General features: G+C 71.0%; 16 protein-coding genes. 7 read left to right on the forward strand and 9 right to left on the reverse strand.

Annotated elements, in window-relative coordinates:
* Positions 1–142 precede the first annotated feature (142 nt).
* Complete coding sequence (locus tag AB0M63_RS09180) at positions 143–1,375, reverse strand: HAMP domain-containing sensor histidine kinase (RefSeq protein WP_355902160.1); 1,233 nt, start codon at positions 1,373–1,375, stop codon at positions 143–145.
* Positions 1,376–1,381: 6 nt separating this feature from the next.
* Positions 1,382–2,035: a response regulator transcription factor gene (locus AB0M63_RS09185; RefSeq protein WP_010983842.1), complete on the reverse strand. Its 654-nt coding sequence runs from the start codon at positions 2,033–2,035 to the stop codon at positions 1,382–1,384.
* 415 nt (positions 2,036–2,450) lie between these two features.
* Here AB0M63_RS09185 and AB0M63_RS09190 point away from each other — a divergent pair, with 415 nt between their 5' ends.
* Entirely contained in the window at positions 2,451–2,624 is a 174-nt protein-coding gene (locus tag AB0M63_RS09190) for a hypothetical protein (RefSeq protein ID WP_019061061.1), read from the forward strand.
* Between the two features lie 133 nt (positions 2,625–2,757).
* On the opposite strand, the gene AB0M63_RS09195 is transcribed toward AB0M63_RS09190, so the two are convergent.
* Positions 2,758–3,573, reverse strand: coding sequence for an inositol monophosphatase family protein (locus AB0M63_RS09195; RefSeq protein ID WP_366018933.1), 816 nt, complete (start codon positions 3,571–3,573; stop codon positions 2,758–2,760).
* Positions 3,574–3,581: 8 nt separating this feature from the next.
* The gene (locus AB0M63_RS09200) at positions 3,582–4,709 is read right to left on the reverse strand and encodes a ferrochelatase (protein WP_366018934.1); all 1,128 of its coding nucleotides are present in this window, start codon (positions 4,707–4,709) and stop codon (positions 3,582–3,584) included.
* 168 nt (positions 4,710–4,877) lie between these two features.
* On the opposite strand from AB0M63_RS09200, the gene AB0M63_RS09205 reads away from it, so the two are divergent.
* From AB0M63_RS09205 to sepH, 3 genes are all read left to right on the forward strand, one after another.
* Positions 4,878–6,122, forward strand: coding sequence for an MFS transporter (locus AB0M63_RS09205; protein ID WP_366018935.1), 1,245 nt, complete (start codon positions 4,878–4,880; stop codon positions 6,120–6,122).
* On the forward strand, positions 6,082–7,410 hold the full coding sequence (locus tag AB0M63_RS09210; RefSeq protein ID WP_355902169.1) for a D-arabinono-1,4-lactone oxidase: 1,329 nt from the start codon (positions 6,082–6,084) through the stop codon (positions 7,408–7,410). The genes AB0M63_RS09205 and AB0M63_RS09210 overlap by 41 nt, the downstream gene beginning before the upstream one ends.
* A gap of 425 nt (positions 7,411–7,835) precedes the next feature.
* Entirely contained in the window at positions 7,836–8,861 is a 1,026-nt protein-coding gene (gene sepH / locus AB0M63_RS09215) for a septation protein SepH (protein ID WP_355902171.1), read from the forward strand.
* 73 nt (positions 8,862–8,934) lie between these two features.
* Here the strand turns inward: sepH and AB0M63_RS09220 are convergent, their stop codons facing one another.
* Positions 8,935–9,786, reverse strand: a complete 852-nt coding sequence (locus AB0M63_RS09220) for a sulfurtransferase (protein WP_366018936.1) — start codon at positions 9,784–9,786, stop codon at positions 8,935–8,937.
* Between the two features lie 321 nt (positions 9,787–10,107).
* On the opposite strand from AB0M63_RS09220, the gene AB0M63_RS09225 reads away from it, so the two are divergent.
* The gene (locus AB0M63_RS09225; RefSeq protein ID WP_366018937.1) at positions 10,108–10,914 is read left to right on the forward strand and encodes a VOC family protein; all 807 of its coding nucleotides are present in this window, start codon (positions 10,108–10,110) and stop codon (positions 10,912–10,914) included.
* Between the two features lie 73 nt (positions 10,915–10,987).
* Positions 10,988–11,473, forward strand: coding sequence for a DUF4352 domain-containing protein (locus tag AB0M63_RS09230; RefSeq protein ID WP_366018938.1), 486 nt, complete (start codon positions 10,988–10,990; stop codon positions 11,471–11,473).
* 10 nt (positions 11,474–11,483) lie between these two features.
* Here AB0M63_RS09230 and AB0M63_RS09235 read toward each other — a convergent pair whose 3' ends face one another.
* From AB0M63_RS09235 to AB0M63_RS09250, 4 genes are all read right to left on the reverse strand, one after another.
* Entirely contained in the window at positions 11,484–12,131 is a 648-nt protein-coding gene (locus AB0M63_RS09235) for a thymidine kinase (RefSeq protein WP_355902179.1), read from the reverse strand.
* 43 nt (positions 12,132–12,174) lie between these two features.
* Positions 12,175–13,365: a nucleotide pyrophosphatase/phosphodiesterase family protein gene (locus AB0M63_RS09240; RefSeq protein WP_366018939.1), complete on the reverse strand. Its 1,191-nt coding sequence runs from the start codon at positions 13,363–13,365 to the stop codon at positions 12,175–12,177.
* Positions 13,365–13,952 carry a DUF5998 family protein gene (locus AB0M63_RS09245; protein ID WP_355902183.1) on the reverse strand — a complete coding sequence of 196 codons (588 nt, stop codon included), beginning with the start codon at positions 13,950–13,952 and terminating at the stop codon, positions 13,365–13,367. The genes AB0M63_RS09240 and AB0M63_RS09245 overlap by 1 nt, the downstream gene beginning before the upstream one ends.
* A gap of 76 nt (positions 13,953–14,028) precedes the next feature.
* A complete protein-coding gene (locus AB0M63_RS09250; RefSeq protein ID WP_366018940.1) occupies positions 14,029–16,830 on the reverse strand; it encodes a GNAT family N-acetyltransferase in 2,802 nt (933 codons plus the stop codon).
* 188 nt (positions 16,831–17,018) lie between these two features.
* On the opposite strand from AB0M63_RS09250, the gene AB0M63_RS09255 reads away from it, so the two are divergent.
* The gene (locus AB0M63_RS09255; protein ID WP_046257077.1) at positions 17,019–17,300 is read left to right on the forward strand and encodes an HPr family phosphocarrier protein; all 282 of its coding nucleotides are present in this window, start codon (positions 17,019–17,021) and stop codon (positions 17,298–17,300) included.
* The last annotated feature ends 126 nt before the right edge of the window (positions 17,301–17,426 follow it).

Genomic DNA, 17,426 nt, shown 5'->3' on the forward strand with positions numbered 1-17,426 from the left:
CCGGCTTTCCGACAGGGTGCATGATCACGGAGAGTAGATGGCCTGAAAATCGCGCTTGTGATCGATCACACACGAGAGTGCCGGAGAAGCGGCCAGAAAATTCCGCGCAAAGCGAACATCCTCGTGTGTCGGCGACATGATCTCAGATGGGCAGGGTGACTCGCATCACGAGCCCACCCCCCTCACGAGGCTGGGCCGCGATATGGCCGCCGTGAGCGCGCGCCACGGACCGCGCGATCGACAGACCCAGGCCCACACCCTTGTCACTGCCCGTTCGCTCCGTACGGAGCCGTCTGAAGGGCTCGAAGAGGTTGTCGATCTCGTACGCCGGGACCACCGGACCCGTGTTCGAGACGACCAGCACCGCATGACCGTGCTGGACCTCGGTGGTGACCTCGACCCAGCCCTCCTCCGGCACGTTGTACCGCACCGCGTTCTGCACCAGGTTCAGGGCGATGCGCTCCAGGAGGACACCGTTGCCCTGGACCACCGCGGGCTTGCGCTCGCCGGTGATGACCACGTTCCGGTCCCGCGCCTCCGCGTGCACCTGGTCGACGGCCTGCTCGGCGACCTCGGCGAGATCCACGGGCTTGCGCTCGACGATCTGGTTGTCGCTGCGGGCGAGCAGCAGCAGCCCCTCCACGAGCTGCTCGCTGCGCTCGTTGGTGGCCAGCAGCGTCTTGCCGAGCTGCTGGAGCTCGACCGGGGCACCGGGATCGGACAGATGCACTTCCAGGAGCGTGCGGTTGATCGCCAGCGGGGTGCGCAGCTCGTGCGACGCGTTCCCCACGAAGCGCTGCTGGGCGGTGAAGGCCCGCTGCAGCCGGTCCAGCATCTCGTCGAAGGTGTCCGCGAGTTCCTTGAGCTCGTCGTCCGGGCCGTCCAGCTCGATCCGGCGGGACAGGTCCGAGCCGGCCACCGCGCGGGCGGTCCGGGTGATCCGGCCCAGCGGGGACAGCACCCGGCCGGCCATCGCGTACCCGAAGGCGAAGGCGATGATCGCGAGGCCGAGCAGGGCCAGCAGCGAGCGGCTGAGCAGGTCGTCCAGAGCGTGCTGCCGCTGCTCGTTGACACACTCGTTCATCGCGTTGTTCATCTCGGTCGCCGACGGCTGCGACGGGAAGTTGCAGGTCTTGCTGCTCACCGAGCCTTCGAGGATCTTGAACGGCAGATCACTGCCCACGTTCAGCGCGTGCGCGGCGAGCAGATAGATGATCGACAGCAGCAGGATGCCGGCGATCAGGAACATGCCGCCGTACAGCAGCGTGAGCCTTATACGGATGGTCGGACGCAGCCAGGGAAAGGGCGGTTCGGGCCTTCTGGGGTCCCACGTGGGCTTTGGGGGCGCCTGGGGCGGCGCGGGGGTCGTGGCCACAGTGGATCAGATCCGGTAGCCGGAGCCGGGGACGGTGACGATGACCGGGGGCTCACCGAGCTTGCGGCGCAGGGTCATCACGGTGACACGGACGACGTTGGTGAACGGGTCCGTGTTCTCGTCCCACGCCTTCTCCAGGAGCTGTTCCGCGGAGACGACGGCGCCCTCGCTGCGCAGCAGCACCTCCAGGACGGCGAACTCCTTGGGCGCGAGCTGGACTTCCTTGCCGTCCCGGAACACCTCGCGGCGGTTCGGGTCGAGCTTGATGCCGGCGCGCTCCAGGACGGGCGGCAGCGGCACGCTCGTACGGCGTCCCAGGGCACGCACGCGTGCCGTCAGCTCGCTGAACGCGAAGGGCTTGGGCAGATAGTCGTCGGCGCCGATCTCCAGGCCCTCGACACGGTCGCTGACATCACCGGACGCGGTGAGCATCAGCACGCGGGTGGGCATGCCCAGCTCGACGATCTTGCGGCACACGTCGTCGCCGTGCACGAGCGGGAGGTCGCGGTCGAGGACGACCACGTCGTAGTCGTTGACGCCGATGCGCTCCAGGGCGGCCGCACCGTCGTACACGACGTCGACGGCCATGGCCTCCCGGCGCAGTCCGGTGGCCACCGCATCGGCGAGCAGTTGCTCGTCCTCGACGACGAGTACGCGCACGTCGCTTGTCCTTCCTCTGTCCACCCGCGTAGCGCGCCTCGGCGCACGCGGGCAGGGTCTTCGTGGCTGTGTTGCCTCCATCCTGCCCTTTTCGGCCATAAGTCGGCTGTAAGGCGGCCGGGCGCAAGATGAAGGTCAGGTATGAGGCCCGGGAATGCGGGATTTTCTCGGCGGGTTGAGGTTTCCACGGAAGGAAGCGGGGGGAGGACGGCTTTACACCCCGCGATCACGCTCTGCACGTGGCAAGCCACCTTGTGGTACGTCCAACCGCTTCCGCAGAGCGGGCGTGGGTGTCCGGCACCGTCGCCGCCCAGCCAGGGCAGCGCTGGGCACCCCATCCGCAGACGTGATCGCCCCTTCCGAACGGCACACCCCCGTGCCACCCGACCCACGACCCAGGACGAGGGGGCGCAGCATGGACGCATTCACCGCAGGACTTCTGCAGCGCATAAGGGCGACCGAGACCGACCTGACGCGGGCTCGCGACGAGGGCGACGACTTCCTCGTCGAGGTGGAACAGGCCGAGCTCGACGACCTGCGCCGCCTCGCCGCCGACCACGGTGTGGAGGTCGGCGCGACGAGCGTCTGATCAGTGCGTACAGCAGGGCAGCAGGGCCCCGGCGAATCCAGCGCCGGGGCTTTGTTGTGTGCCGGGGCGTATTGAGGTCACTTTGAGGGGACCTTGGCCGGTGTTGATCAGGCGCCGTTTGATTTTGTGGGCCTCAGTCGTGCCAGGCGCCGAAGTCCTCCAGTAGGCGCTGGAGGGGCTCGAACACTCCTGGGGTGCCCGCGATCGCCAGATCGCGTGCGGGGCGTTCTCCGGGGCGGCCACCGGTCAGGGCGCCCGCCTCGCGGGCGATCAGGTCGCCTGCGGCCAGGTCCCAGGGGTTCAGGCCGCGTTCGTAGAAGCCGTCGAGGCGGCCCGCGGCCACGTCGCACAGGTCGACCGCGGCGGAGCCGCCGCGCCGGATGTCGCGCAGCAGCGGGATCAACTGCCGGGCCACGTCGGCCTGGTGGACGCGGACCTCGGTGACGTAGTTGAAGCCGGTCGAGACCAGGGCCTGGTCGAGGGGCGGCGCGGGGCGGCAGGCGAGCCGGCATTCGCCCTCCCACGCGCCCGTGGCCCACGCTCCGCCGCCGAGCACGGCGTGGAACGTCTCGCCGCGCATCGGGACGGCGACGACCCCGGCGACGGTCTCGCCGTGCAGCTCGGCCGCGATGGAGACGGACCAAGTGGGCAGTCCGTAGAGGTAATTGACCGTGCCGTCGAGCGGGTCGATGACCCAGCGGACGCCGCTGGTGCCGTCGGCGGAGGTGCCCTCCTCGCCCAGGAAGCCGTCGTCGGGGCGGTGTTCGGAGATCAGGTCGGTGATCAGCTTCTCCGCCGCGATGTCCATCTCGGTGACGACGTCGATCGGGCTGGACTTGGTGGCGGCGACCGCGAGGTCGGCCGGGCGGCCGTCGCGCAGCAGCGCGCCGGCCTTGTGAGCGGCCTCCTGGGCGAGTGCGAGCAGGTCCTGGTGCAGGGGGTCGGTCACGGCGCTCCTCATGCGTAGGGGCTGTCGGCGCCCGCGGCGGCGGGACGCGGGGCGCGGGCCGGGCAGCAGCCCACCGGGCAGAGGTCGTGGCTCGCGCCGAGGGCGCCCAGGGCGCAGGGCGTGGGCTGCTGCCCGCTCTCGGCGGCGGCGCGCTCCAGGACCAGCTCGCGGATCGCGGCGGCGAAGCGCGGGTCCGCGCCGACGGTGGCCGAGCGGCGCACCGGCAGCCCCAGCTCCGCGGCCTTGGCGGTGGCCTCCGTGTCGAGGTCGTAGAGGACCTCCATGTGGTCGGAGACGAAGCCGATGGGTGCCATGACGACCGCGGGGACGCCGGCCGCGTGGCGCTCCTCCAGGTGGTCGCAGATGTCGGGCTCCAGCCATGGGATGTGCGGGGCTCCGGAGCGGGACTGGTAGACGAGCTGCCAGGGGTGGTCGACGCCGGTGCGCTCGCGGACGGCGTCCGCGATGAGCTGTGCGACGTCCAGGTGCTGCTCGACGTACGCCCCACCGTCGCCGTGGCCCTCGACCGGGCCTGAGCTGTCGGCCGAGGCGGTCGGGATGGAGTGGGTCGAGAAGGCGAGGTGCGCGCCGTCCCTGACGTCCTCGGGGAGGTCGGCGAGGGATTCGATCACGCCGTCGGTCATCGGCTCCAGGAAGCCCGGGTGGTTGAAGTAGTGGCGCAGCTTGTCGACCTTGGGGAGGTCGAGGCCCTCGGCCTCCAGGGCGGCCAGGGAGTCGGCCAGGTTCTCGCGGTACTGGCGGCAGCCCGAGTACGAGGCGTAGGCGCTGGTGGCCAGGACGAGGATTCGGCGGCGGCCGTCGGTGACCATCTCGCGCAGGGTGTCCGTCAGGTACGGGGCCCAGTTGCGGTTGCCCCAGTAGACCGGCAGGTCCAGGCCGTGGTCCGCGAAGTCCTTGCGGAGGGCGTCCAGGAGGGCGCGGTTCTGGTCGTTGATGGGGCTGACCCCGCCGAACAGGAAGTAGTGCTGCCCCACTTCCTTGAGGCGTTCCTTGGGGATGCCTCGCCCGCGCGTCACGTTCTCCAGGAACGGGACCACGTCGTCCGGGCCTTCCGGGCCGCCGAACGAGAGCAGGAGCAGGGCGTCGTAGGGGGTGGCATCGAGCGCGTCTGGCATGCGTCCGATCCTGCCACCCGCCGCTGACAGCCGGGACACGGCGGGGGTACCGGACCGCGAACGCGGCGCCTCCGGACAGGTGCGCAAGGGTCAGCCGACTCGTAAGCTGTATCAGCCGAATTCGCACCTTACCGAGCCGCCACCGCGCCTTTCCGACCGGAGACACCCGTGCCCAGCCCCTACCGCGCCCTGTTCGCCGCACCAGGCTCCAAGGGTTTCTCCGCCGCGGGGTTCCTCGGGCGGATGCCCCTGTCGATGATGGGCATCGGCGTGGTCACGATGATCTCCCAGATCGACGGGCGCTACGGGCTCGCGGGCGCGCTGTCGGCCACCATCGCGATGGCCGCCGCCGCGATCGGGCCGCGGATCTCCCGGTGGGTCGACCAGTACGGGCAGCGGCGGGTGCTGCGTCCGGCGACGCTCGTCGCGCTGGCGGCGGCGGCCGGGCTGCTGCTGGCCGCCCGCTTCGGGTGGCCGGACTGGGTGCTCTTCGTGTGCGCCGCCGGCATCGGCTCGGTGCCGAGCCTGGGTGCGATGGTCCGGGCGCGCTGGGCGGCCGTGTACCGGGGCACTCCCCAGTTGCACACCGCGTACTCCTTCGAGTCCGTGGTGGACGAGGTGTGCTTCATCTTCGGGCCGATCATCTCCATCGGACTGTCCACGGCGTGGTTCCCGGAGGCCGGTCCGCTGCTGGCCGCCGGATTCCTGGCGGTCGGTGTCTTCTGGCTGACCGCCCAGCGCGCCACCGAGCCCGCCCCGCACCCGCGCGTACGGGGCGCCGGCGGCAGCGGCTCGGCGCTGCGGACGGCCGGTCTGCAGGTCCTGGTGGCCACGTTCGTGGCGACGGGGGCGATCTTCGGGGCGGTCGACGTGGTCACCGTCGCGTTCGCCGACGAGCGCGGTCACAAGGGCGGCGCCAGTGTGGTGCTCGCCCTGTACGCGGCGGGTTCCTGTACGGCGGGAGTCGTGTTCGGGCTGATGCGCTTCCGGGGAGCCCCCGAACGTCGGTGGCTGCTGGGCATATGCACGATGGCCGTGAGTATGATCCCCCTCCTACTGGTCGGAAACTTGCCGCTTCTGGCCGTGGCGCTGTTCCTTGCGGGCCTGTCCATCGCACCCACGATGATCACGACGATGTCCCTCATAGAAGAGCACGTACCTCGCGCGAAGCTCACCGAGGGCATGACCTGGGTGAGCACCGGCCTGGCGGTCGGGGTCGCGCTCGGCTCGTCCGTCGCCGGCTGGGTGATCGACGCGGCCGGCGCGCGGGCCGGGTACGGGGTTCCGGTCGTCGCCGGTGCCGTCGCGGTCGCGGTCGGTTTCCTCGGGTACCGCCGGCTCAGCAGACCGGCGCCGGGTCGGGGAGGCACCGTTGAGCACCACAACGAGCGCGAAGAACGGCACGTGGCGTAACTGGGGCGGCACGGTCGCGTCCCGGCCGGCGCGAGAGGTCACGCCCGCCTCCGTGGAGGAACTGGCGGCGGCCGTGCGGAAGGCCGGTGAGGACGGTCTGACGGTGAAGGCCGTGGGAACCGGGCACTCCTTCACCTCGATCGCCGCCACCGACGGTGTGTTGATCCGCCCTCAACTCTTGACCGGCATCCGCAACATTGATCGCGATGCCATGACGGTCACGGTGGAGGCGGGCACCCCGCTCAAGAGAGTCAACATGGTTCTCGCGCGTGAGGGTCTGTCGCTCACGAACATGGGCGACATCATGGAGCAGACGGTGTCGGGCGCGACCAGCACCGGTACGCACGGCACCGGCCGCGAATCGGCCTCGATAGCCGCCCAGATCAAGGCACTTGAGCTGGTCACGGCGGACGGCTCGGTGCTCACCTGCTCCGAGAAGGGGACCGACGAAGAACGAGCCGTCTTCGCGGCCGCCCGGATCGGCCTCGGCGCGCTCGGCATCATCACCGCGATCACCTTCGCCGTGGAGCCCGTCTTCCTGTTGACGGCCCGTGAGGAGCCGATGACCTTCGACGAGGTCACCGGTCGCTTCGACGAACTCTGGGCCGAGAACGAGCACTTCGAGTTCTACTGGTTCCCGCACACCGGCAACACCAACACCAAGCGCAACAACCGCAGCGCGGGCCCGGAGCAACCCGTGCGCCCGGTCGCCGGCTGGTTCGAGGACGAGTTCCTCTCCAACGGCGTCTTCCAGGTGGCCCAGTGGGTCGGCCGCGCGGTGCCCGGTACGGTGCCCACGATCGCGCAGGTCTCCAGCAAGGCGCTGTCCGCGCGGACCTACACCGACATCCCGTACAAGGTCTTCACCTCACCGCGCCGGGTGCGCTTCGTGGAGATGGAGTACGCCGTCCCGCGCGAGGCCCTCGTCGAGACCCTGCGCGAGCTGAAGGCCATGATCGACCGCTCCGACCTGAGGATCAGCTTCCCCGTCGAGGTGCGCACGGCCCCGGCCGACGACATCACGCTCTCCACGGCCTCCGGGCGCGACAGCGCGTACATCGCCGTCCACATGTTCAAGGGCACGCCCTACCAGGCGTACTTCACCGCCGCCGAGCGCATCCTCACCGCACATGAGGGCCGCCCGCACTGGGGCAAGGTGCACACCAGGGACGCGGAGTACTTCGCCGGGGTCTACCCGCGCTTCGGCGAGTTCACGGCGCTGCGGGACCGGCTGGATCCCGAACGGCGGTTCCAGAACGACTACTTGCGGCGGGTGCTGGGCCAGTAGCCGGCGCGTTGGGCGCAGTCGCGACCAGCAGTTCCGTTTCCGGCTATTGCGTGAAGTACGCCACTTTCAAGATCGCCCGAACCCCGCCCCGGGGCGTCAAGTCCCACCCAGCAGAGGAAGTTGGGCGGCGTGCCAATCCACGCACGTGGTCCAAATGGAGTACTGTTGCGAGCCCTGGGTCCGGTCTCCCGCCAGGGCGTCCGCGGCCTTATGGACCGCCCAGAAGGGGCCAGTTGCACAGGGTGACGTAGTTGGTCACTTAGCGTTGCGAATAGGTAACCGTGCCATAACGGCGAGCCGGGGCCCATGCCCGACACGCCGGGCAACTCGGCAAGGTTGTGGCAGGCTGCACCCGGGCAGGCCACACTCGACTAGCGGAAGCAGCGACGCACGTGACGTCGGCAGGCACCACCCGGGAGGTCCCCATGCCCGAACTGCGTGTCGTGGCCGTCTCTAACGACGGCACACGGCTGGTGCTGAAGGCTGCGGACAGCACGGAGTACACGCTTCCGATTGACGAGCGTCTGCGCGCCGCTGTACGCGGCGACCGTCCCCGCCTCGGCCAGATCGAGATCGAGGTGGAGAGCCATCTCCGCCCCCGAGACATCCAGGCACGTATACGTGCCGGCGCCTCCGCCGAGGAGGTCGCCCAGCTCGCCGGCATCCCCGTCGACCGGGTGCGCCGCTTCGAGGGCCCTGTCCTCGCGGAGCGCGCCTTCATGGCCGAGCGGGCCCGGAAGACTCCGGTCCGCCGCCCAGGCGAGAACGCGGGGCCGCAGCTCGGCGAGGCCGTCCAGGAGCGACTGCTGCTGCGCGGCGCCGAGAAGGACACCGTCCAGTGGGACTCCTGGCGCCGTGACGACGGCACCTGGGAGGTCCTGCTGGTCTACCGGGTCGCGGGCGAACCCCACTCGGCGAGCTGGACGTACGACCCGCCCCGGCGGCTCGTCCAGGCCGTCGACGACGAGGCACGCTCGCTGATCGGCGAGTCCGACGACCTCGCGGCCACCCCCGAACCCAGCTTCCCGTTCGTCCCGCGCATCGCCCGGTTGCCCCGCGACCGGCCGCTGGACCGTGCCCTGGAGCGCCCGGAGCGTCCCGCGCTGCCGTCGCCGGAGCCGGTCGAGGAGAGCGAGCGCGACTCGCTGACCAGCCTCCTGGAGGCGGTACCGAGCTTCCGCGGCGATATGGTGGTCCCCGAGCGCCCCGCGGAGCCCCCGGAGGAGCCCGTCGTGGAACCGGAGGCGGAGGAGCCCCCGGCACCCGCCGCCTCGGCCGGTTCGGCCTACGCGGACGTGCTCATGCCCCGGTCCGTCGGCGCCCACCGCGACCGCCTCATCGGCTCCACCGACCGCCAGGCCGAGGCGGACGGCGTCCGTCCGGGCCGTAGAGCGGCGGTCCCGAGCTGGGACGAGATCGTGTTCGGGACGCGAAGGAAGAAGCAGGAGTAGCGGTTCGTCGTACGACGAGAGGGGCCCGGGCCGGTTTCGGCCGCGGGCCCTTTCCCGTCATCTCCTACGGCCGCTACTGCGGGTCGGGGCCGACGGCGACCGGCCGCTCCGGGTCCGAGGACCACTCCGACCAGGAACCGACGTACAACCCGGCCGGGATCCCGGCCACCGCGAGCGCCAGCACCTCGTGGGCGCCCGAGACACCCGAGCCGCAGTACACGCCGACGCCCGTCCCTTCCGTGGCGCCGAGGGACTTGAAGCGGGCGGCCAGTTCCTCCGCGGGGAGGAAGCGGCCGTCGGCGCCCACGTTCTCGTTGGTCGGCGCGGACAGCGCGCCCGGGATGTGCCCGCCCACCCGGTCGATCGGCTCCACCTCGCCCCGGTAACGCTCCCCCGCGCGGGCGTCGAACAGGACCCCGCCGCGGGCCAGCGCGGCGGCTCCGTCGGCGTCCAGGAGGGGTACGGCACCCGGTTCCGGGGTGAAGTCGCCCTCGGCCGGCGCCGGTGCGTCCGTCTCCAGGGACCCCTCCCAGGAGGGAAGGCCGCCGTCGAGCACCCGCACGTCCGGGTGACCCGTCCAGCGCAGCAGCCACCACGCGCGGGCCGCCGCCCAGCCCTGACCGCCGTCGTACACGACGACCGGCCGGCCCCTCGACACGCCCGCGCGGCGCATCGCGGCGCCGAAGCGCGCGAGGTCGGGCAGCGGGTGCCGGCCGCGGGGGCCGGGGGCCGAGGCCAGCTCCTTGTCCAGGTCCACGTAGACGGCGCCGGGGAGATGCCCGGTCGCGTACGCGGCGTGTCCGTCGAAGGGCGGCTCGCCCGCCGCCTTCGCGGCGCTGAGCTGCCAGCGGATGTCGAGCAGCACCGGCGGGTTCGCTCCGGTCAGATCGTTCGCCAGTTCGGATGCGGAAATGATGGCGTTCATGGCCCCCATCCTTGCGCAAGGGGTGGCCGCCGCGCCCAGGTCCGACTACTCTGCTCGGCCGGACAGTCTCGATCACGAGGCGTACGGGATCGAGCACATGCTGTACAGCCGATGGACACCCCGTGGCAATCATCCGGAAACGGACGAGTGGCCACAGACCGGTCATCCTCCCTACGTGAGCCGCCCGTCGACGGCGCGGCCGGGGCACGCCACAGCACGGGGAGTGCGAGCATCGGCACGGAGCGTGCACGCGGCTGCGGCACGCGGATCCGCGGAGCGGAAGCGACACGGCCACCGTGAGGGGCCGAGGAGAAGGTGACGATGACCGAGGCACGGGGGTCGGCCGACCTGAACGCCGACACGCACACTCGGCGTACGCAGGGCACACCCTGCTGGGTGAGTCTGATGGTGCACGGGATGGCCACAACTCAGGAGTTCTACGGGGAGTTGTTCGGTTGGGAGTTCCAACCCGGCCCCCATCAGCTCGGCCCCTACGTGCGGGCCCTGCTCGACGGGCAGGAGGTGGCGGGCATCGGCCAACTGCCGCCGGACCGGCACCTGCCCATCGCCTGGACGCCGTATCTCGCCTCGGACGACGTGGACCAGACGGCCGAGACGGTACGGATGTGCGGCGGCACGGTCGGAGTGGGCCCCCTGGACGCCGACGAGGCCGGCCGCCTGGCGATCGGCTCCGACCCCTCGGGCGCGGTGTTCGGCATCTGGCAGGCCGCGGCACACCTCGGCACGAGCATCACGGGCGTCCCCGGCACACCCGCCTGGAACGAACTGCTGACTTTCGAGACCGAGAGCGTCGCCAAGTTCTACGGGGCGGTCTTCGGCTACGAGGAGCGGCCGGCGGCGGGACCCGCCGACTTCGACTACGTCACCCTGCACCTCGACGGCCACCCGGTCGCCGGCATCCACGGCGTCGGCACCGCCCTCCCCCGCGACCGGGGCCCGCACTGGATGACGTACTTCGAGGTCGCCGACACCGACGAAGCCCTACGCCACATCACCGACCTCGGCGGCCACCCCCTCACCCCACCCCACGACAGCCCCCACGGCCGCGTGGCAACGGTGACCGACCCCGAGGGCGCGATGTTCTCGGTGATCCAGAGTCCTCGCTAGCTCTTCGGGTCGCTCCGGGTGTGATGCGGGCGGACCATGGGTTCATCACCCGCTCCGCACACCTGGAGGAGCGATGCTTCGTCAAACGGCACCGCTGTTGACCTGCCTGTTGGCAGTTCCGGCGCTGGCTCTGGCGCCGGTGCCCGACAGCAAAGTAGGAGACACGCTGAGCCTCACCGGCATCAACTCCGGTGAGAGGCTCGACGTGACGGTCGTGAAAGTCGTCGATCCGGCCGGTGCCAAACAGTACGAGACCCCGTCCCCGGGGAACCACTTGGTGGCCGTGCAGTTCAAGCTCAAGAACACGGGCACCGCCGTCTACAAGGACTCGCCGTCCAACGGGGCGACCGTGATCGACAAGAAAGGGCAGCGGTTCCCAGCTTCGTTCAACGATTCCACGGCCGGTCCGTCGTTCCCTGGCAACGTCACGATCGGCACCGGGAAGACGGCCCTCGGCTTCATCACGTTCGAGGTGCCGAGGGCGTCCCGTGTCGTCACCGTGCAGTTCGCCATGAACAGCGGGTTCTCCGACGATGTCGGCGAGTGGCAGGTTCCCTGAGCGCTGAGACCTACGCCGACGTCATCGGCAGTACATCCGGTGACAGAGCCGCCGCATGTGACGTCGCCGCTGTCATGCGGCGGCGGTGGTGGCGGCGGCACAGGACCTCGTAGCCGATGGCTTCCGCCTGGTTGACGTCGCCGACGACGACCTGGGCGCCCTCGACGACCATCTCGCCGCCTATCGTGCGGGCGTTGTGGGTGGCGCGGGCGCCGCACCAGCACAGGGCCTCGACCTGGAGGACCTCGACGCGGTCGGCGAGTTCGACCAGGCGCTGGGAGCCGGGGAAGAGCTTGGAGCGGAAGTCGGTCGTGATGCCGAAGGCGTAGACGTCGAGGCTCAGGTCGTCGACCACGCGCGCGAGTTGGTCGATCTGCACCGGCGCCAGGAACTGCGCCTCGTCGGCGATGACGTAGTCCGCGCGGCCGCCCTGGGAGAGGTGGTCGACGACGTACGCGTACAGGTCCTGCTCGTCCTCGACCTCCACCGCGTCGGTGACCAGGCCGAGGCGTGAGGAAAGCTTTCCCTCGCCGGCGCGGTCGTCCCGGGTGAAGATCATCCCCGCCAGGCCGCGCGCCGAGCGGTTGTGCTCGATCTGGAGCGCCAGGGTCGACTTCCCGCAGTCCATCGTTCCGGAGAAGAACACCAGCTCGGGCATGGGAAGTTGAACACCTTTCGGCGGAGAAGAGGGCAGTGGGGCTTCAGGAGCGTACTTCGAGCAGGGGGACCAACTGCTCGGCAGGGGTCATCGAACCGTGGTTGCCGACCATCGCCGACTCCTTCGGCTCCCGCTCGGAGGCGATGATCAGGACATCGTCCCGGGCGGCCGCGATCACGTCGCCGAGGCGGTCGTAGACACGCTCGTCGATGTGCGGGCCGAACCAGCCCGCCGCGATCGCCTCGTCCCGCGAGGCCACCCAGAACTGCTCGCCGAGCACCTCGCGCCAGCAGGTCAGCACGTCGCTCTCGGCGCCCCGCACCGCGTAGACATGGCGCGCCCGGCCCTCGCCGCCGAGCAGGGCGACCCCGGCGCGCAGCTCCCAGTCCGCGTCGAAGTCGATGCGGTGGTCGTCGTCGAAGGGCACGTCGACCATGCCGTGGTCGGCGGTGACGTAGAGCGCGCTGCGCGGCGGCAGTTGCTCGGCGAGGCGCTGGACCAGCCGGTCGACGTACATGAGCTGGCCGCGCCAGGTGTCGGAGGCGACGCCGTAGCGGTGGCCGGCGCCGTCGAGTTCGGCGTAGTACGTGTACACCAAGGAGCGGTCCCCGGCGGCCAGTTGCTCAGCCGCGAGGTCCATGCGCTCCTCGCCGGTCAGCCGCCCGTGGAACGTTCCGCCACTGAGCGCGACCTTCGTCAGCGGGGTGTTCTGGAAGGTGGGCGACGACACCTGGGCGGCGTGCACGCCCGCTTCCTGGGCCAGTTGGAAGATCGTGGGGTACGGCTGCCAGGTCTTCGGCTCGGTCCACGGCTGCCAGCGGAGCTGGTTCATGAGCGCGCCGGTGGCCGGGTTGCGCACGGTGTAGCCGGGCAGACCGTGGGCGCCGGGCGGCAGGCCGGTGCCCACGGAGGCGAGGGAGGTCGCGGTGGTCGCCGGGTAGCCGGCGGTGAGCGGACGTCCCGTGCCGCCGCGCGAGCTGCCGAGGAGCGCGTGGAGGTACGGAGCCTCGTCCGCGTGGTCCTTGATCTGCTGCCAGCCGAGGCCGTCGATCAGGAAGACACAGTTGCGGTCGGCAGCGGTCAGTTCCGGGATCGCCGCCGTCGTACCGGGTACGCCCATGCCCGCGGCCAGCGTGGGCAGCAGGTCGGCGAGGGAGCCGGAGCCGTACTCGGGGACGGGCGCGGAGGAGAGGGCCAGGGGCTCGGGATGCTCCCAGGTGGCGGGCTGTGCCATCAGCGCGGGACGTCCGCGGTCGCCTCGCTGAGGGACTGTGCGAAGGCGAGGGTCTGCTGGACCGTCTCCGGTCCGTCGCCGGCCTCGCTGACGCGCAGGCTCAGGTCGTCCGCCGTCGAGTTGCCCGTGTAGCCGTGGTCGGCCTCGCAGTTGGGGTCGCCGCAGGCGGCCGGCTCCAGGTCGATCCGGGAGACGGCGCCCCAGCCGATGGTCAGCACGACCTCGCGGGGGAGCGTGCCCGGCGCGTACGACTCCGGGTTGGCGACCACCCGGCTGAGCACCACGGACGAGATCCGGCCGATCTTCACGGACTCCGTGGACGTCGTGGCGTACGGCGTCGGGGAGGTGCTGTCGGCGGCCTGCTCGTCGGTGTGGCTGACGATGAAGCGGTTGCCGGTGAGGACCAGCACGGTCACATGCCGGCGCACCTCGTTCTGGTCGAACGTGGTCTCCTGGTGGACCAGGAACGACCGGATCGGCTCGCCGCCGACGGCGGCCTCCACCGCCTCGGCCACGAGGGCCGGGTAGTAGCCGCTGCGCTCGATCGCCGCACGCAGCCCCTGGGTCGTCGTACTGGTCTTGGCCATACGCCCATCCTACGGTGGCCCACTGACTGCGAGGCACCGCTCAGGGCTGTCCGATTCCGGCTGTCCAGGTGCACGGTCAGTACACGGGAAGTGTCCTCGGGCCCAGGTCGTCGCGGACGGGCGGCGGGGCCAGGCGGACCGAGGCGCCGAGCACGCTCAGGCCGTGCGCGGCGACGACGACGGGCTCCAGGGTCACGGCGACCACCTCGGGATGGTCGTCGACCAGCCGCGACACCCGCAGCATCAGCTCTTCCAGGGCAGGCGTGTCGACCGGGGTCGAGCCGCGCCAGCCGAAGAGGAGCGGCGCCGTCCGGATCGACCGGATCAGCGAACCGGCCTCCCGGTCCGTGACCGGGATCAACCGGTGCGCCGTGTCCCCGAGCAACTGCGAGGCGGCCCCGGCGAGCCCGAAGGACAGCACGGCCCCCGCCGCCGGATCGATGACGGCCCGTACGACGGTGTCGACCCCGCGCGGCGCCATCCGCTGCACCACCGGCCGCAACTCCTCCGGCGTGCCGAACAGCTCGCCCAACTCGGCGTACGCCCGCCGCAGTTGCTCCTCGTCGGCGAGGTCCAGGCGGACGCCACCCAGGTCGGCGCGGTGCCGCAGGTGCGGGGCGGTGGCCTTCAGGGCGACCGGGTAGCCGAGGGTGCGGGCGGCCTCGGCGGCGTCTTCGGGGGTGGGCGCGGGCAGCGCGCGGTGGACGTCGAGGCCGTACTTCCCGAGCAGCTCGCAGGTCTCGTCGACGCCGAGGGTGAGCCCCTGCCCGCGCGCGAGGAGCCCGCCGATCAGCTCCGCGGCACCCTTCTCGTCGATGTCCTCGAACTCGGGCACCCGGCCGGGGTCCACGGCCTCGCGCCGCCACTGCGCGTACTTCACGGCTTCGGCGAGGGCGCGGACCGCGCGCTCGGCGGCGGGGTATGCGGGGATGAGGCCGGCCCCTTCGGGTGCCTGCACCGCGGTGGGCGGTCGTTCCGCGGGGCGATGGTCCCCCCGCTTCGAAACGGCCTGCGGTGCCGTACTGGTCGCGGCCGACAACGCCGCCGCCAGCCCGCCCAGCTCCACGTGCACCACCAACACCGGCTTCCCGGGGACCTCTTCGGCCGCCGACCGCAATGCCTCCGCCAGCGCCGCGTCCTCCGCGGGCCCCTCGCCCACGGCGGGTATCGCGGTCACCACGACGGCGTCGCAGGAGTCGTCGGCCAGCGCCCCCGACAGGGCCCGGTGGAAGTCCCCCGCCGTCGCCGCCGTCGTCAGATCCACCGGCGGCGAGGGCCGCAACCCCTCGGAGAGGCACGCGTCGTACGTCAGCAGTCCCAGGGACTCGGAGTTCCCGACGATCGCCACCCGTGCCCCGCCGGGCAGCGGCTGCCGCGCGAGCAGCAGCCCCGTGTCGACCAGTTCGGTGATCGTCTCCACGCGGATCACGCCGGCCTGCCGCAGCAGCGCGGACACCGTCGCGTGCGGCAGCCTCGTCGCCCGTACTGCGTGTCCTTGGGGGGCGGATCCCGCTCCCTGGACCACGACCAGCGGCTTCGCCGCGGCGGTGCGGCGGGCGAGGCGGGTGAACTTGCGGGGGTTGCCGATGGACTCCAGGTACATGAGGGCGACGTCGGTGTCGGGGTCGTCGTACCAGTACTGAAGGACGTCGTTACCGGACACGTCCGCGCGGTTGCCGGACGACACGAACGTGGAGACGCCGGTGACGCCGGTGACCCCACCCCCGCGCCGGTGCAGCCGGGACAGCAGGGCGATGCCGATGGCGCCGGACTGCGCGAAGAGTCCGATGCGTCCGGGGCGGGGCATCTCGGGGGCGAGGGACGCGTTCAGCCGGACGTCGGCGGCGGTGTTGATGACCCCGAAGGCGTTCGGCCCGATGATGCGCATACCGTACGTGCGCGCGTGGCGGACGAGTTCGCGCTGGCGCTCGCGTCCTTCGGGGCCGCTCTCGGCGTAACCGGCGGTGACCACGACGAGTCCCTGCACCCCGTGTTCGCCGCACTCGGTGACGACCTGGGGGACGTGTTCGACCGGGACGGCGACGACCGCGAGGTCGACGGGCCCCTCGATGTCGCGCACCGAGCGGTACGCCGGCACCCCGTCGAGGTCCTTCCGCTCCTCGGGGAAGGCCTGGTTCACCGCGTACAGGCCGCCGGCGAACCCGGCGGCCCTGATGTTGTCGAGCACGCTGCGGCCCACCCCTCCGGGGGCACGGCCCACACCGACGACCGCGACCGAGCCGGGCACCAACAGCCGTCGTACGGACCGCGCTTCGGCACGCTGCTCCCGCGCGCGCTGCACGGCGAGGGAGCGATCCGTGGGTTCGAGATCGAACTCCAGGCGTACGACGCCGTCCTCGAAGCTGCGCTTCTGGGTGTAGCCGGCGTCCGTGAACACCTTGATCATCTTGTTGTTGGCGGGCAGCACCTCGGCGGCGAAGCGACGGATGCCGCGCTCGCGGGCGACGGCCGCGATGTGTTCCAGGAGGGCGGAGGCGACGCCCCTGCCCTGGTGCGCGTCCTGCACCAGGAAGGCGACCTCGGCCTCGTCGGCCGGGGCGGAGGCGGCACGACCGTCGGCACTAATGCGGTCATAGCGTACGGTGGCGATGAACTCGCCGCCGACCGTGGCCGCGAGTCCCACCCGGTCCACAAAGTCGTGGTGCGTGAAGCGGTGGACATCCTTGGCGGACAGGCGAGGGTACGGCGCGAAGAAGCGGTAGTACTTCGACTCGTCGGAGACCTGCTCGTAGAAGCTGACCAGGCGATCGGCGTCGTCGACGGTGATGGGCCTGATGCGCGCGGTACCCCCGTCGCGCAGCACCACGTCGGCTTCCCAGTGGGCGGGGTACTCGTGCCGGTCCGACGAGGTCTGCATGGGCCCCAGCGTACGGCTCGCGTCCGACAACGGCGCGAGGCAGTCTGTGGGTGAACACAGCGATGGGGAGTCGGATCGAGGCCGCGATCCGACGACTCGCTCCGGAGGTCCGCGGGACCGATCCGGGGCTCGCTTCACGTGTGGGAAACTGGTCTAGACAACCCTGAGACTCTGAAGGGCAGCATCACATGGCTGAGCGCCGCGTCAACGTCGGCTGGGCGGAGGGCCTTCACGCCCGCCCCGCCTCCATCTTCGTCCGGGCCACCACGGCCTCGGGTATCCCCGTGACGATCGCCAAGGCCGACGGCAACCCCGTCAACGCGGCCTCCATGCTCGCGGTCCTGGGCCTCGGCGCCCAGGGCGGCGAGGAGATCGTCCTCGCCTCCGAGGCCGAGGGCGCGGACGCGGCCCTCGACCGGCTGGCGAAGCTGGTCTCGGAGGGCCTTGAGGAGCTTCCCGAGACCGTCTGAGCACCGCTCAATTGACGGTTGCCGTGCTTTTCGCCCAAAAGCGATGCACAACGATGCACCGCAACCCCGAAGGGCTCGTCCGAATTACCGGGCGAGCCCTTCGCAATTCCATTTGCGGGCAGCGAA

Source organism: Streptomyces sp. NPDC051576, assembly GCF_040681835.1.
GTDB lineage: Bacteria > Actinomycetota > Actinomycetes > Streptomycetales > Streptomycetaceae > Streptomyces.

What these genes read in the sequence shown, in the direction of transcription:
- AB0M63_RS09190 (WP_019061061.1), top strand. Translation starts at nt 2,451, where the DNA reads ATGGACGCATTCACCGCAGGACTTCTGCAGCGCATAAGGGCGACCGAG.
- AB0M63_RS09200 (WP_366018934.1), bottom strand. Translation starts at nt 4,709, where the DNA reads ATGCCAGACGCGCTCGATGCCACCCCCTACGACGCCCTGCTCCTGCTC.
- sepH (WP_355902171.1), top strand. Translation starts at nt 7,836, where the DNA reads ATGCCCGAACTGCGTGTCGTGGCCGTCTCTAACGACGGCACACGGCTG.
- AB0M63_RS09220 (WP_366018936.1), bottom strand. Translation starts at nt 9,786, where the DNA reads ATGAACGCCATCATTTCCGCATCCGAACTGGCGAACGATCTGACCGGA.
- AB0M63_RS09225 (WP_366018937.1), top strand. Translation starts at nt 10,108, where the DNA reads ATGACCGAGGCACGGGGGTCGGCCGACCTGAACGCCGACACGCACACT.
- AB0M63_RS09230 (WP_366018938.1), top strand. Translation starts at nt 10,988, where the DNA reads ATGCTTCGTCAAACGGCACCGCTGTTGACCTGCCTGTTGGCAGTTCCG.
- AB0M63_RS09235 (WP_355902179.1), bottom strand. Translation starts at nt 12,131, where the DNA reads ATGCCCGAGCTGGTGTTCTTCTCCGGAACGATGGACTGCGGGAAGTCG.
- AB0M63_RS09240 (WP_366018939.1), bottom strand. Translation starts at nt 13,365, where the DNA reads ATGGCACAGCCCGCCACCTGGGAGCATCCCGAGCCCCTGGCCCTCTCC.
- AB0M63_RS09245 (WP_355902183.1), bottom strand. Translation starts at nt 13,952, where the DNA reads ATGGCCAAGACCAGTACGACGACCCAGGGGCTGCGTGCGGCGATCGAG.
- AB0M63_RS09250 (WP_366018940.1), bottom strand. Translation starts at nt 16,830, where the DNA reads ATGCAGACCTCGTCGGACCGGCACGAGTACCCCGCCCACTGGGAAGCC.
- AB0M63_RS09255 (WP_046257077.1), top strand. Translation starts at nt 17,019, where the DNA reads ATGGCTGAGCGCCGCGTCAACGTCGGCTGGGCGGAGGGCCTTCACGCC.